The following is a 15,150-nucleotide window of genomic DNA, read 5'->3' as shown; positions in this document are numbered from 1 at the left end:
TGGACGTTCAGTGTGCTCATTCCAGCAGCAAACATCGAGGCCGGACCTTATTTCACCGTACGGGGTGAAGGTCCGCCCCCAGGGGCAGCGGCGCGCGACGGTTCGTACCGGTCGACGCCGCGGGCCACGAGCAGGAGCACCACGGCGTTGAGGCAGTGCCAGATCCAGTGCGTGCCGAGGGGCAGGCTGCCGCAGAGTGGCTCGTCGAGCGTGCGCAACGTCAACGACACCGCGAACACGGCCGCCGCCGCGCCCAGCAGCCGGTCGCGCAGGACCAGCGCGAAGCCGGCCAGCGCCAGCAGCGCCGGCAGGTAGCCGCCGAGCGCCCCGCGCAGCACCACGTCCACCGCGATCGCGAAGACCACGAAGGCCGGAGCGGCCAACCAGGCCCGGCCGGGCCGCACCCCGAGCCCGTACCTGGTCAGAAGGATCACGCCGGTCAGCACGTACACGAGGATCGAAAGAGTGTCGAGAGCGGCCGTCGCGCGGGTGGCGAACGTGTGGAAGGCGAGGCTGCACAACCCGACCACGCCGAGCAGGATCGGCAACGTCAGCGACCGCGGGCGCCGGGCGAGCAGATAGGCCGCAGCCAGCAGGAAGGCCGCGTTGGAGACGGCGTTGAGGGGCTCGGCCAGCAGTCCCGGGCCGAGCCTTTCGCAGTATCCGTCCACGCGCGGCACGCTAACGCGGGAAAGAATCGACCGCATGAACTACGAGGAGGCGCTCGCTTACTACCCGGCGGTGGTGTCGCGTGGCGACGTCGCCGCGTTCGTGGCGCCGGTCGCCGAGGCATGCCGGGACGAGCCGGACGAGGTCGAGGGCATCCTGTGGGCGGCCTGGGGTGAGGTGGTCGCCCGGGCCGATGAAGGGCTCGTGCCTCTGGTCGCCGGCGTGAAGAACCATCCGGCGCCGGACGATTGGCGGGTGTGGGGCCTGCGCGTATTCGCCGACCTGCCCGTTTTCGGCGCGTCGATGCGAGAGGTTTGGGACCAGCCCGGTCCCACCTGGCCCGCCCTGAACGCTTTCGCGGCCCGGCTCACCCCGGGCGTCATGGACTTTCTGTTGCAGGGCCTGTGGACGATCAGAACCGCCCTGGAGACCCCGGCCGACCCGGCGCTGCACGTGCCGGCCGCCGTCGCCTGGTTCCGTCACGCCGGGCCGCAGCTGGTCGACGCCACCACGCACAACCGCACCTACGCGGGCCGCCTCGGCGACGCCTCCGGCAACGGCTTCAGCGTTCCCCGGTGGATCGGCTGGCGCCGCCGCTTGGAGGCCCTGGCCGACCAGGGTGACCACGCCGCCCGCGACGGCCTGAAGCTGATGAAGCGCTACGACCGGGCCATCGTGTCCGGCGGCACACGCTGACGGGTGGCGCCCGGAGATCCGGGCGCCACCCCCAACGGTGTTACGAGTTGAACAGGTCGGTCACCAGGTCGGCGGTGATCGCGCCCTGATAGGTGCGGACCGCGTCGATGTCGCCGGGGAACCAGTTGGCGGGCTGGCCCGCGGCGAGCCCACGGCCGGCGGTGAAGCTGCCGGTCGCGTGCCAGGCGGTGGCGGTGACCGCGGTGGTGTCCGCCAGTTCGCCGTTGATGTAGAGGCGCACCTCACCGGCCGCCGCGTCGTAGACACCGGCCAGATGCGTCCAGGTGTCCACGGCGGCGCCGGCCGGTCCGTCGGCCTCGGTCACGGTCGGGGCGGCCGTGTCCGTGCCGGCGGTGGCGAAACGCCAGCAGGTGCAGTCGTGGGCGTACTGGAGCTTGAACCGGCTCGTCTGGCTTCCGTCCTGGCCGATCAGGGTGTAATCGGCGTCCGACTTGGTCAAGCGGGCCCAGCCGGCGACCGAGAACGACTGATCGGTGCGGAGCAGGGCGGGTGACGTGACGGCCTCGCTGGTGCCGTTGAGAGTCAGCGACGACCAGTCGTTGTCGTTGTGCCCGGCGGCCCAGACCTGGTTCGCCGGCAACGTTCCGTCGTGTCCCAGGCCGGTGTCGTCGACCACCGTGGTAGGCGTCGTGTTCTCGAACTCCCAGTCGCTGATCGGCACGGCCGCGGCCAGCCCCTCCATCTCGGCCGGATCGGTCGTCCGCGCCCAGACCCGCACGTCGGAGATGTCGCCGGCGAAGAAGGTGCTGCCACCCCGGCCGATCCAGGTGGCCCCGTCCGGGTCGTTGAACGGCGTCACCTCCTCGACCGAGGTCTCCGCCACCCCGTTGACGTACAGGGTCAGGGAGCCGAGGTCCGCGTCGTAGACGGCGGCCAGGTGGGTCCAGACGTCCTCCTGAGCGGTGTTGATCGACAGAGCGTCGTTCCAGACCACGTTGTCACCGGCCGGGGCGGACGGCATCTGCGCCAGCCATCGGTCGGTCGACTGCTGGTAGAACAGCGACAGCGGCGCATAGCCCGCGGCGTTGCGGGCGAACACCGTACGATCCTGCGACTTGTCGGTCAGCCGCACCCAGGCCGACACCGTGAAGCTCTTGGTGACGTTCGGCTTCAGGTCGGTCTGGCCGTAGCTGCTGGTGCCGTTGAACGTCGCCGCGACCTTGCCGAGAGTCCGGCTCGGTCCCCAGCCCACCTCACTGAGCCAGGCGTCGTGCGTCTCGCGGTCGGGGCCGGTGCCCCAGCCGACGTCGCGGCCCCACTCGCCGCCGCCCTCGTCGAGGCGCCACACGCCGATCGGCTCGGCGCCCGGCTCGGTGCCGCCGGTCTGCGAGTCGTCGATCCGGTCGCCCGGATCCGCGTCGTCCACGTACTGCTGGGCCAGGGCGTCGTAGTACAGGGTGTTCGGCGCCCCGCTGGTGAGGTAGTCGTCGAGCACGGTGTCCGACGTCGCGGAGCTCTCGGTGGAGACGGCGGACGCGAAGTCGATCACCCCGTCGGCGAAGTTGTCCAGCGGCGCCCGCCCGTCGGGGCCGAGGATGAACTGGTTGACCAGGTCCCGGGCCGTCTCCTGAGCCGCCGTGTGGGTCACCGCGAACGGTGGCAGCGTGGCGACGTACACCTTGAGCTTGCCGGCCTTGGCCGGAAGCACCTGGACGTCGTCGGACTGGTACTCACGGAGCTGGGTGGCCAGTGCGACGAGCTTGTCCTTCACCTGCGTGGCGCACGCGTCGGCGGTGCCCGTGCAGGCGAGCAGGTTGCTCGATCCGGAGGAGATCAGCACCGTGCGGACGCCGGTCTGGTTGAGGATCCGGCGGTCCACCAGGCCGTTGGCGTTCTTCGCCACCCGCACGGTGGACTCGGGCAGCACGGCCCGGTTGCCCGAACTGCCGGTGCCCTGGTTGAGAACGCCGAACGGCACGAGCCGGTCACCGTCGGGCGCCTCGGCCAGCTTGCCGGCGAGCCGGCTGTCGAGTTGGCTGACCGTGTCGACGGCCGCGTTGTCGGCGTTCACCGTCTGGTCGCCGTAGAGCACGAGCGAGCCGGCGGGCTTGGTGGCCGAGGTGGTGACGTCGACGCCGGACAGGAACGGCAGACCGTAGAAGGCCGACTTCGTATAACCGGTCGCCGCCTGCTCCCTCGTGTGATCGGCGCTGTCGGAGGCACTGGTGTAGATGGGTGTCTTGCCGTCACGGTGCCCGGCCAGCGCGGTGAGAGAGCCGTTCACCTTGAGACTGACCAGCGCCGTGGTCAGCTCGGGCACGGTCATCGCGATCGGATCGCTGACCACGTCGGCCCCGGCCGGCACGGTCACACTGGCCGCCCCGCCGAAGGTCAGCGCCACCGGGGTGGCCGTGGCGGCCGCTCCCCCGGCACTGTCCTGCAAGGCGAACGAGGCCGCGCCGAAGGTGACCGGGGTCTTCCCGGTGCCGTTCGACAGACGTACGCGAACCTTGTGGGTGTCGCCGCCGGTGGCCAGAGTCAGCCGCACCGGGATGCGGACGGTCTGGCCGTTGAGCGTGGCGTTGGCGCCGGTGTTGAGCGGCACCGCCGCCACGTCCTGCGCGGTGGACCAGCTGCCGGTCCACCGGACCGACTCGGTGCCCGACAGCGGCCGGATGCCCAGCCCCAGGAAGTGCAGCGTCGGCGTGTTGACCTGCGGGACGGTGGAGACCAGGGGCAGCGTGATGCTCTCCACGACGGCACCGGGGCATTGCAGCGGCACGCTGGCGCTGAACGTGTTGATCGCCAGGGGTACCTGCTGGCCGCCGCTGTGGTTCTTCTTGGCGAAGCCGAGAACGGCGTCGCCGGCCGGAACCTTGGTCCAGTCGGGCAGCGAGTCCAGGGTGTAGTCCTGGCTCTTCGTGCAGCTGCCATCGGCGTACGTGATGGTCCCGGTGGCGCCCTTGGCCGGTCCGTAGGTCGTGAAGCCGGTGAAGACCACGGCGCTGCCCTTGTTGACCACCCCGCTGGCCGGGACGGTGACGATCTGCGCCGAGGCGAGCATGTTGTCGCTGACGCCGTTGCCGAACGCGTTCGGCAACTTGATCGCCGCGCCGTTCACGGTGACGGTGCCGCCCGGGTTCCAGCCGGACGCCTTCAGGTCGGTGGCCTCGAAGCTCGAGCCGGCCCCGTCAGCGTCGGCGATCGTGACCTTCGACGGCGTGCCCGCCGTGAACGTGCTGATGGCGGTGTTGTTGTAGCAAGCCGTCGGGTTGTTGATCGGGCATGTCAGCACGGGCGCCAGCCGCACGACGTCGATGCCCGACTGATAACCCGCCGATGCCGCGTTCTTGTTGATCATCGTGAACGTCAGAGTGTGCACACCCTGCGCCAGATCGAGCGGCTTGCCCTGCTTCTTCCCGATGACGTCGAAGTTGATGTACCGGGTCTCCGGCACGGCCGAGTAGGAGTCGTACGCCTCGTGAAGGACCGTCTCCGTCGGGAGTCCCTTGTCGAAGACGAGCCGGTAGACGCCGTTGGCGGTGCCGGCTGTGATGTTGACACCGATCTCCCAGAGTCCCGGGGAAGGCACGTTGAACGAGTAGGTGACGCTGTCATTCTTGGACACGTTGGCCGTGCCGTTGGCCAGCACCGCCTGGTAGCCGTCGGCGTAGTAGAGGCCGTTGACGCCACCGGCCTGAGTGATCACCCGGCCGGTGGTGGTCGCCGAGTATTTCGGTACGACAGTGGTCGTGCCGTCGGTGTTGGTCGCCGTCCACCCGTTGAGCAGCTTGGTGCCCGTGGCGAAGGTGGGCGTGCTGCGGCCGGCGTAGAAGATGTAGGTGGTCTGTGGCGACGTCGAACCGGCCTGGTCGACCGCCTTGACGGTCAACTTGTGCGCGCCGGCCGTGCCCGGGGTGAACTGCGGACCGGCGCTGCCGTTGAGGACCGCGGTCCCGGTGCCGTTCCCGTTGTCCGACTTGGCGTAGTAGATCCGGCCCGGCACGGGGGTCGTGACGCTGGTGCTCCAGTTGGTCAGCGTGTTCTTGACCCCGCCGTAGGTGACGTTGGCCAGATCACCGTCGAGGGAGAACAGGAAACCCGTGATGTTCTCCGGCTTCCCGGCGACCCGGGTCGGGCTGATGACGAAGGTGCCCTTGTCGCTGAGCGCGCCGCCCAGCTGCTTGGGCGGGAACTGCGTGGAGTGCACCTTGGGGGCCAGGGGCGCCGTCGTGTCGATGGTGAACTTCTGCCACGGCGTCCAGCTGGAAGCGGTCAGGCCGCTCTCGTTGATGACGGTGGCCCACCAGAGGTATTCGCCGTCCTGCAACGTGGGGATGGTCCAAGCGGTGCCGTACTTGCTTTTCGCCGTCGTCGCCCGGGCGATCCGGGTGCTGCCGCGGTAGATCTCGTAGATCATCGCGACATTCTCGGCATGGCCGTTGTGCACGCCGTTGGTGCCCTTGGCGGCCAACGTCGGCGTGTGGGTCGTGGTCATCCACTTGGACATGTCCCAGATGGCCGGGTTGATCGTCGGGTCGCCGTCGCCGTTGAGCAGTGTGGGCCGGTAGCTGTAGGTGACCGAGAGGCTGGCGCCGCCGCCGTAGCCGAGCTGCTTCCAGGCGTACTTGTCGTCCATGTTGGCCGCCTGCACCAGGAAGTTCGCCCGTGAGGCCCGGTTCTTGGCGATCGTCTTGATGTAGCTGGTGACGTTGAAGTTCAGCTTGGCCGGGGAAACGCGGACGTCCTTGGTGCCGCAGTCGTCCTCGAAGCCGGCAACCGTCGACAGGACACCGGTGGTCTTGGCCGGTTCCTTGCCCCAGCGCAGGGCGGAAGCGCTGTAGGCGCTGGGGGCGGCGGTGCCGTAGACCACGGCATTGGTCTTGTAGCAGGAGGCGGCCCACCGGTGCGTGACATAGAGGGTGGCGCTGGAGACCTCAGCGCCGGCGACACCAGCGGTGTTCATTTGGTAGTAGGTGCGGGCCCGCTCCCCCGCGCCGCCGGCCCAGTCGTCGTAGCCGATGCGGGCGCTGGTGGCGCCGGTCTTGGAGGTCGAGTTGTAGACGTCCCAGCCGTTGCTGGAGATGCGAGCCCACTGGTGCTGGGTGGGGTTGCCCTGCCAGACGGGGTCGATGAAGACGGGGAACTTGGTGGTCTTGGCGGTGAGAAGAGCACGGTCGGGCGTGAGGCTCTGCTTGCCCCCACCGACACCGACCTTGATCTTGGCCCGGCGCCCGCCGAGCTGGTTGGGCCCGGGGCGCTCGACGCTGTCGCTCTTCTTCTTCACGGTCGCGGACGGCTCGGGTGCCGGCGTGCTGCTGTCCCACATGAGGGCGGTGTCCGCGTGGAAGACGGTCTCGCCGGTCTTGGTGTCGACGGCCTCCGCACCGCCGTTCCGCGTGGACGAGATCTTGACACCCTTGCCGGCGAGCCCGAAGTCAATCTTCTGAAGCGCGGGGGTTGGCGGCGGCCTTGGCGTTCTTGACGACAAGCATCGACGAGTAGCCGGTGGCGTCAGCCGTGACCTGGAGGTCGACGTCGGGATAGACGTTCGGATAGGTGGCGGTGTCCCCGGCAACGGTGGGCTTGGGCAGCTTGCTGGGCCAGGTGAAGGCGAGCGACGCCTGGCCGTCCTTGAGCGACACCAGAGAGGTGCTGCCGCCGGCCCCGAAGACCACATCGGACTGGGCGGCCTTGGGAGCAAAGGTGCCATCACCCCGCTGAACAAGCGTGGTGTCGATGGGAACCCACTGCCCGTTCTGCTTCACGCGCTGAGGGCTGGAGGTGTAGGTGGTGGTGAGCTTCCCATCAGGCTGAGCCGAGGTGGTCGACGACCCATCGGTCAGCGAGGGAACCGGAACCGGCTCACCGGTCTTACGAGCTTCGTCGACAGCGGCCGCAACGGGATCGGCTGCTTTCTTATCAGCAGCCGACTGCTCAGCGGCTGACGACGGGGTGGGAGTTGCGGGGGCGGGGGTGAGCGCCTGGGCGGGCGCAGACACCCCTATCGCACCAATAGTGAACAGCGCAGCCACCGCCGAGGTGGCAGAGAGCGCATGCCCACGCAACAAGCGTGAGGACATTATGGTTAAGCCTTTCTTCGCACGCCGGGGAGGGAACGCAAGCCCGATCACAAATTTCTTCGCCGATAAAGCTCATAAATAGTCATTGCGAGTCGCTGGTGAATTCAGACGTTCGCAGGCATCGCCCAGAATTCATCAATCTGTGGCAAACCACAGTTCCTCGGCCGAAAACGCGTCAACACTTCGACCAGGAAGCGCGTCCGGCAGCAGATACCCCGGAAATGCTTGACGCAGGATCTCTACGTCGGCACGCAGATACCGCTCAGTCCATGCATTTACCGCCAGCACGACTACCTGGCCCTCGACAGTCACTTGAGCCTGATCCGAGAATTCAGCCAGCAGCATGACCAAGGGTCGTTTCGTGTGAACGTAGCCCAGCACTTCTTCGCCGATGATCTGGATCCAGTCCTCGTCACCCTGGTCCCAGGAAATATTCACACCAGGAAAATTCGCGGCTATCGCGGAGGCTTGCCGATAGGCGTCCGCTTCTCGCCACTCAGAAGCCGACGCCACGGAGAGTTCGGGGTCTATTGAGCGAGTCTTCATCGCGGGGCTCCCGCAGGCCACGCGTGGACCGTGCGACCGGTCTTGGTAACTGTCAGCCAGCTCGTCAATTCGCCAGTTCTGCCAATCACGCCTACGGGGCCGTTTCGAACGAATACCTTCGCCTTATTTTGAACCCAGAGGTTGTTTTCGTCAGCGAAGCGAGCAGCCTTAAGAGTCTCAGCCGACGCGTCGACGCTGAACAAGAATTGACTCTTGCCTGCCGGCATCGTTGTCCCGTCAGGTAGCACCTTTCCGGCAAATGAACCTGTAGTGTGAGGCGCCATCGCCGCGTCACTGACAGTATACGTACCGTCCGTGAGGTTCCCATGCCGATCAAGGAAGGGCTTGATCTCACCTCCGCAGTTATGCACCAGGGCTGGAGCGTTGTCCACAAGCACATAGAAGGTGTGTGCGTAGGCGACGGTGAGGTTGTGCATGACGCGCCGGCCCGAGAAGACCCGCACTGCAGCTACCTCAGGCGGCGCAAACGGAGCGAGTGTCGCCAAATGTGTGCCGGGCTCCAAATCACCCGCACTAACCCAACGCCCGCTTTCGGCGCTCCAGAAGAGATGCTCCTTCGTGGTATGAAGAACCTCACTTCGACCATCAGGAAGTTGGATAGTCAGGTCGGCAAGCTCAGTGTCCGAATTGACATGGAGTTCCGTTACCTCTTGATCGGCAGTTTCGCCTGCGATCGGGTCGGTAGCTAGAACCTTGTCACCCTCGCGAATCTCGGCGATCGGCTTCGTTGAGCCGTCTGCCATGAGCACCAAGGTCTCCGGGGAAAAACTGTTGAGGCACGATTTACCGGAGCGTTTCGTCAGGCTGGCCAGATCGCTGTAGGCCTGATCGGCGGAAACCTTCGTTGCCTGGTTGAAGATTTTTCCTTCGGAGACGAGGGCTGACCTACCGCCCCCGCCGAATTCGTTCGTCATGTTCTCGGCGATTTCGACCGTGGTCAGGCCGCCGGGATTCGTAAAACCGTGCGCTTCGCCGAGAGCACTGTGAACGTCGGCTGCCCAGACACTCGAGCACACAGATCCCTGGCCGTCTCCGCCTTGGCAGGCGTAGTCCATCATCATGAGAAGCTTGACGTCGTCGTCGATGGCTTCCCATTGCTCTTCGCCGAGGTCGTGAATGAAGTGTTTCGTCGACCAGTCAACCTTCAAGGCGAAGGTGAAGATGTCATTCTTCACCATCACACCGGTTACCTTGACGCCACCTACTTCGCCACCCTTGTTGCCGTCGCCCTTGACGGAGACGGTGTTCAGTTCCTGTGTACCTCCGCTGTCGATCACGCATTGACCGCAGCTTTGTGCGGGGTCCTTCGCGATCAAGCCGGACGGATCCGCATTGGAGATCGGGTTGTCTCCGGCGTACGTGTAGCCGCCCAGCTGGCTCGGGTCCGTAGTGACCAACAACGGGTCAGGGCTGATGAAGCGGCCCAGCACCGGGTCGTACTTGCGCGCACCTGTGTCGGTGTAGCCCGTGTCCAGGCTTTTCGGAGCACCGAGGTAGCCACGCGTCAGGTCGGGCCAGCCCGTGGTGTTGGCGTTCGCCCGGTCCTCGCCATATGGCTTGAACTGCTGGCGGGAGATCTCCTGGGTGGTGGTGTCCATGGAGAGCGTGGCGCTGTCGTGCGCGTCGCTGATCATGTAATGGGTGCCGCCGCCGGGCAGCGTGGAGCGAATGGCCACCGCGCCACCGCCACCACCATGGCTGTACGTGCGGACCGCGCCGAGCGAGACCGCCGGTGTGACAGCGGTGTTGACGACGACTTCGGTGTCTCCGGCGAACAGGCTCGTTCGGCCCGGGTCACGGCGGATCAGCTGGTTGCCGTCAGCGTCATAGACGTACTTCGTCGTGCCCGTTTTGGTCGTGATCTCGGCCAGACGGCCTTCGTCGTCCCACTTGAGCGTCTGGTTCTTGCCGCTCGCCGCGGTCCGGCTGAGCATGTTGCCGGCCACGTCATAGACGAAGGTCGTCGGGTCGGCGTTCAGGCTCGTGGCTGTGAGCGTGTGCGGTTGGGTGCCGGTGCGGTTGCAATTCGCGGTACAGCCGAGCGTGTACTTCGTGGTTACGTCGGTCGTTCCGCTGCCGGAGGCGTGATCGACCAGCTGGGTACGGCTGCCGATCGCGTCGTAGGTGAACGACTGCCAGTACGAGCCGGCTCCGGTCGCCACCGAGCCCGCCGCCGGCTTCAGCACCGACTCAGCCGGGCAGGCGCCCGCCGCGGTCCAGGCGTCGGCCAACCGGGCCAGGCTGTCGTAGCGGTAGCACTGGGTGTCAGTGACGATGTTGCCGTTCTCGGACTGCTTGTTCGTCACCGACAGCGGGTTGCCGGCGTCGTCGTAGCTGTAGTTGGTCTCGTCGACCAGAGGCCCGATGCCCTGCACCCGGGAGACCTGCCGGCCGATACGCCGCAGCGTGTACTCGTCATAGCTGTACAGAACTTCGGCCTGATTGCTGGACGGCCCGAGAGTCACCTTGCTGGGCTGACCGAAGTCGGTGTAAACCGTGCCGGCGATGTACGACCCGATACCGGTCGTCTTGGTCGGCGCCCCGAGCAGGTTGTGGCTGTAGCTGATCGTCTCGGCGGGCAGCCCGCCGACGGCGGGGTCGGTCTGCTGCGCCAGGAGCTCGTTGTTCGGGGTGTAGGCGAAACTCGTCGTGTAGGAGGTCGGGAGGGGCTTCTCCTCCGACGGCAGGGTGATGGTCTGGCCCAGCGGGTTGCCCAGCGTCGAGTAACCGGTGACCTCGACGGTGTAACCGCCCACGACGTCCTGCACGTAGCGGGTGGACGAGGTGGGCTTGCCGATCCTGAGGGTGTCGTACGCCCAGGAAGCGAACTTGAAGTTGCTCTTGTTCTTGTCGGTCGCCGTGAGTTTGCGGCCCAGCAGGTCGTAGGTGTAGTTGAGCTCGATACCGCGCGCGTCCTTGGTGCCCGTCAGGTTGCCGGCGTCGTCGTACGTGGCGGCGTTGATGCCGGTGTCGGGGTCGACCAGCCTGGTCTGCCGACCGAGCAGATCGTAGGTGTAGGTCCAGACCGCCTTGTCGGGGCCGGTGACGGTGGCCTGCTGTCCCGAGGCGGTGTATCCGTACGTGGTGCTGTTGGCCGTGCCGCCGCTCGCAGTGAATCCACCGGTGACGCTGCCCGACAACGTAGGCGCCGTCGTGTGCTGCTGAAGCTCGGTGAGCTGACCGCGGGCGTTGGCAAAGCTGGTCGTGGCGATGCCGCCGGTCGGCGGGATTGTGGTGACCTTGTCGCCGGCGTACGCGCTGCGCGTGTGCCACGTTTCGACGCCGTTGTGCTCGGCCGTGACCTGCGTGGCACGGCCCATCCCGTCGTGGTCGGTGACCGTGGTCGACGGGATCGACACCTGCGACAGGCGATCGGAGACCAGGCTGTCGGACGGGTTGCCCGAGACGGCGTACGCGTTGTTGGTGATGACCGTCCGGCCGTGCGAGTCGTACTGGGTGTCGGAGACGACCGTGCTGCCGTTCTCACCGGTTGTCTGCGACTCCAGCGGGCGCAGCATCGCGTCGTACAGCACCTTGTTGACCGTGTAAGTCGGTGCGGCACCCGCCTGGTCGCTGTCGTTGAGGGTCCGGGCCGTCACGACGCTCGGCGCGGTCGAGCGGACCGCGTACTGGTATGTCATATTTGCCGGCGCGCCGGCAGCCTCGCTCTTGTTCGGAAGCCAGACGCTGGTAAGCCGGCCGAGCGCGTCGAGGTCGAGCGTGGTCACATCGCCAGCCACGTCGGTCTCGGCGACCGCGAGCTGCCGTACGGCGTCCAGAGTCTTAGAAGAAAGCTGGCAGTCCTTGCTCGACACGGTGACCGCTGAGCAGTCGACCCCCGAGGTGACCTGGGCGACGGTCGTGACCGTAGTGGGTAGCACGCCGGTGTCCGGCGAATATCTGGTGTAAGTCTTCTGAGCCAGACCGGTCGAGTTGGGGGTCCGGGTCACGCTCCGGGCCCGGCCGTGGATGTCATAGGTGGTGGCGGTGGCGTCCAGCCACTTGCTGACGGTCACCCCGCTGGCCGTCGCGGCCGTCTGCATCAGGGTGGGGTTGCCGGCGGTGGGCTTCTGCGGGCTGCTCTGCCCGTCGCCGATGAAGGAGAAGGCCTTGCCGTCGTACGACGTTCTCGTGTTCGAGATCAGCGTCCCGGACGGTGTCGCGCCGGCGGCCGAGCAGTCCTGGTTGGTGGTGATGACCTCGGCCGGCAGGACGAACGGGGCCGTACCGCCACCAACCAGCGTGACCGCGCCCTCGACGTAGCGGGTGAACGCGCACCGCGTGACGTTGCCGGCCGCGCCGACCTCACCGCGGTCGTCGTTCTGCACCGGCATGCCGGTCGTGCTCTGACCCAGCGTCGTGTTGTAGAACGTACGGGTCTCGCTGGTACGCCACCCGTACGACACCTTTTGCCGGGCGAACGACTGGGCGGTGACCACCATGTTCGCCTCGAGCGCCGGCAGACCGGTGCGGGCCCGGGACGCGGTCGGGCCGATGACCTTCGGAACCGTGATCGTCGTCGCGTTCGGGGCGCCGTTGAGGTAGGACACCGTCTCGAAGACCTGACCGGCGAACTCCGGCGAGTCAGCCACCGTCACCGAGCCGTCGGTGCTGGTCCACGACCTGGCCGGACGGGTCTTGTTGCCCGGCAGGATGTCGCCGTTCATCCCCAGGAAGTAGAACGTCTTGGTCAGTGTCTTCTGGTCGTGGACCTGGTTCTTGTTGGTGTAGTGGAAGACGGAGGTGTCACCGGTGGTGACGTCGACCTCTTCGTAGCCGCGGAACTGGCCCCAGGTGCGGTTCTCCTTCTTCACCACCTCGTTGTCGTCGTAGCGCCAGCCCGGGTCGCCCTTGTAGGCGTACTCGGTGACGGTCTTGGGCTGGCTGCCGTCCTGGTAGTGGTTGTAGTTGTCGATCGTGGTGATCCGGGTGACCGGGTGCGTGTAGAACCAGTCGATCAACGGGCGCGGCTGTGCCTCGGGCGTCCAATAGACGGGGAAGCAGCCGGTCTTGTTCGTCGACGCGAACGCCTGCGCCGCCGTGTCCTTGTCATCGTTCAAATCGCTGGCCGGCACACCCGCGCAGTTCGGCGTCGAGTAGTCCACGATCGTCTCGGCACCCGCCTCGGACACCACCGTGCCGATCCGGTTGAACCACATCGCCTCCAGGCCCGGCAGGGTGCCGACCCGGTTGCGCAACTGCCGCGGATAGAACGTGACCGTGCCGCCATCGGCGTCGGCCGTAGCGCCGCCGAGCCGGTCCAGACCGGTGTGCTTGACCGACTCCAGCCACAGGGTCGGCGCTTCGTCGCCGTTGGCCGGGAACGTCTGGTTCAGGTCGTACTGGTCGACCGGCTTCAGCGCGCCGCCGACCAGCGCATAGGTGTTGATCCGCTTCGTACGCTGACGCGACCAGAAGGTGGGCGCGTGCGTGGTGCAGTCCTTGCCGCTGCTGCAGTTCAAATCGACCGGAGTGTCCGGCCAGTACTCGGGATGAGCGACGGTGAAATCGTCACAGGTGTTCCCGGCCGGAACGCCGGCCAGACAGCGCTCGTCATTGGTGAACGTGATCCGCGCCGGCGGGTTCGCCACGTACGGCGTACCGCGGAAGCCGTAATCGATGCGCTTGAGCGCGCCACCGCGGACGTACTCCACCGCGGTGTCCTTCATGTTCGCGCCGTAGTAGCCCAGCTCCTGGTTGTAGTAGTACGCCACCGCGTTGCCGTTGCGATCGACGACGTAATCCAGGCCGAACCGGTAACCCAGCTTGCACGCCGTCGCCGCGAAAGCGCCGTCCGGGCAAGCCGACACCGCGGCGTGCGACTTGTAGACCGGCACCGTGCGGACCGACTTGGTCTCCTCAGCGCCGTCGGTCCAGCCCGGCAGGCGGTTGAGGCCGAAGTAGTACTGCACGCCGTTCTCGACGACCCGGAAATACTCGTTGTTCTTCGAGCCGTTGGTCGCCCCGGTCAGACTCTCGATCTTCGTGGTCGAGGCGTCGTCGGCGGGACGGAAGGTGTGCGTCGTGTCGTCGTAGACGATCGCGGTCGACTTGCCGTTGAGCGACAGCGTCAGGATCTGCCCACCCCAGCACAGGTCACCCGAGTTCTCCGGCGCGCCCGAGCCGTCGATGTCATCGCACGCCTTGTAGGTCCGCTCGACGAAGCTGTCCGGCAGCGACCACCCGTCGCCGATCGCCGAGGACTGGTTGTTCGTTCCCGACGTCCGGGCATCCAGGCCGCCGGAGCTGTAGGACAGGCCCAGGGCAGGCGCCCCGCCGCCGGGAGCGGCCGGAACGACGATCGGATAGTTGTAGGTGAAGGCGCCGGTGTTGCCACTGGTCGACCAGGAGCCACCGGGCGAGAGGTCGGTCGCCTTGTAGTCGCCGGTCGCGCCGGAGGCGGCGGCCGCCGCGGCCAGCACCATCGACCCGGAGGCCACCTTCGCCGACAGCGCGCCGGCCTTCGTCGCCGGCAGTGGTGTCTGAGTGCGGCATTGGTCGAGCTGGGGCGTGGTCAGCGCGCACGCGGGCAGCTGGACCAAGCGCAGGCGGGACGCGAAGTTGCCGCCGTAGGCGTTGCGAAAGGTGGACGGGTCGACGTCCACGTCGACCGGACCCGCCGCGTCGCGCAGGCTGAACAGCAAGCCGTTGACGCCGGCCGCCTGTGCCGTCTTCTGGTCGGCCGTGGTCACCCGGACCTGGGTGGCGGCGGCGCTGCTCACCGAGATCGGGGACGAGCCGGCGCGGACCTTCGACCGGCCGGTCAGCTTGACCGTGGTGTCCTGGGCGGCCGGGAGCTTGGCATGTGCCGAGGCGTCGAACGTGGCGTACGTCTTCTTCGGGACCTCGCGCCGCTGGACCTTGCTCTTGCCCAGCTCGACCCGCTCGATCTTCTGCGGCTCGGGGAAGTCCGGCTTCTTCGGGTCCGCGGCCGCCGCGACCGGCGTCAAGCCGATCAGGGCCGGGCCGCCCACCGCGATCAGGCCCAGTACGGCCAGGCGACGCCATCGCGTCACCAGTCCTGGGGCCCATTTGTTTCTGGGCAGCATCGAGCGTCCTCCCCGTTTTTCCATGCCAAGGCATGGGCGGACACCGCGGCGCGGAGCGGCGCAGCGGTTGATGATCGAGCCCCAGGGCGATCAGAGTACGAAACGGGGAGACGCCGGTCTATATC

General features: G+C 67.0%; 6 protein-coding genes. 1 reads left to right on the top strand and 5 read right to left on the bottom strand.

The window, feature by feature from the left end; all coding sequences use genetic code 11:
- Positions 1-47: 47 nt before the first annotated feature.
- The gene (locus ACQP2X_RS16110; protein ID WP_498697754.1) at positions 48-671 is read right to left on the bottom strand and encodes a hypothetical protein; all 624 of its coding nucleotides are present in this window, start codon (positions 669-671) and stop codon (positions 48-50) included.
- Positions 672-705: 34 nt separating this feature from the next.
- Here ACQP2X_RS16110 and ACQP2X_RS16105 point away from each other — a divergent pair, with 34 nt between their 5' ends.
- Positions 706-1,365, top strand: coding sequence for a DUF3632 domain-containing protein (locus ACQP2X_RS16105; RefSeq protein ID WP_498697753.1), 660 nt, complete (start codon positions 706-708; stop codon positions 1,363-1,365).
- Positions 1,366-1,405: 40 nt separating this feature from the next.
- Here ACQP2X_RS16105 and ACQP2X_RS16100 read toward each other — a convergent pair whose 3' ends face one another.
- From ACQP2X_RS16100 to ACQP2X_RS16085, 4 genes are all read right to left on the bottom strand, one after another.
- Complete coding sequence (locus ACQP2X_RS16100) at positions 1,406-6,817, bottom strand: LamG-like jellyroll fold domain-containing protein (RefSeq protein ID WP_498697752.1); 5,412 nt, start codon at positions 6,815-6,817, stop codon at positions 1,406-1,408.
- Positions 6,765-7,409: a hypothetical protein gene (locus ACQP2X_RS16095; protein WP_498697750.1), complete on the bottom strand. Its 645-nt coding sequence runs from the start codon at positions 7,407-7,409 to the stop codon at positions 6,765-6,767. Before ACQP2X_RS16095 ends, ACQP2X_RS16100 begins: the two co-directional genes overlap by 53 nt.
- 135 nt (positions 7,410-7,544) lie before the next feature.
- Positions 7,545-7,955 carry a hypothetical protein gene (locus ACQP2X_RS16090; RefSeq protein ID WP_498697748.1) on the bottom strand — a complete coding sequence of 137 codons (411 nt, stop codon included), beginning with the start codon at positions 7,953-7,955 and terminating at the stop codon, positions 7,545-7,547.
- Entirely contained in the window at positions 7,952-15,025 is a 7,074-nt protein-coding gene (locus ACQP2X_RS16085) for a polymorphic toxin-type HINT domain-containing protein (protein ID WP_498697747.1), read from the bottom strand. Before ACQP2X_RS16085 ends, ACQP2X_RS16090 begins: the two co-directional genes overlap by 4 nt.
- Positions 15,026-15,150 lie beyond the last annotated feature (125 nt).

It is taken from the genome of Actinoplanes sp. CA-131856 (assembly GCF_050956135.1).
In the GTDB taxonomy this organism is placed as follows: Bacteria; Actinomycetota; Actinomycetes; order Mycobacteriales; family Micromonosporaceae; genus Actinoplanes.
The sequence above is the reverse complement of the archived record's forward strand: the minus strand, read 5'-3'. Positions and strand labels throughout refer to the sequence as shown.

What these genes read in the sequence shown, in the direction of transcription:
- ACQP2X_RS16105 (WP_498697753.1), top strand. Translation starts at nt 706, where the DNA reads ATGAACTACGAGGAGGCGCTCGCTTACTACCCGGCGGTGGTGTCGCGT.
- ACQP2X_RS16085 (WP_498697747.1), bottom strand. Translation starts at nt 15,025, where the DNA reads ATGCTGCCCAGAAACAAATGGGCCCCAGGACTGGTGACGCGATGGCGT.
- ACQP2X_RS16095 (WP_498697750.1), bottom strand. Translation starts at nt 7,409, where the DNA reads ATGTCCTCACGCTTGTTGCGTGGGCATGCGCTCTCTGCCACCTCGGCG.
- ACQP2X_RS16090 (WP_498697748.1), bottom strand. Translation starts at nt 7,955, where the DNA reads ATGAAGACTCGCTCAATAGACCCCGAACTCTCCGTGGCGTCGGCTTCT.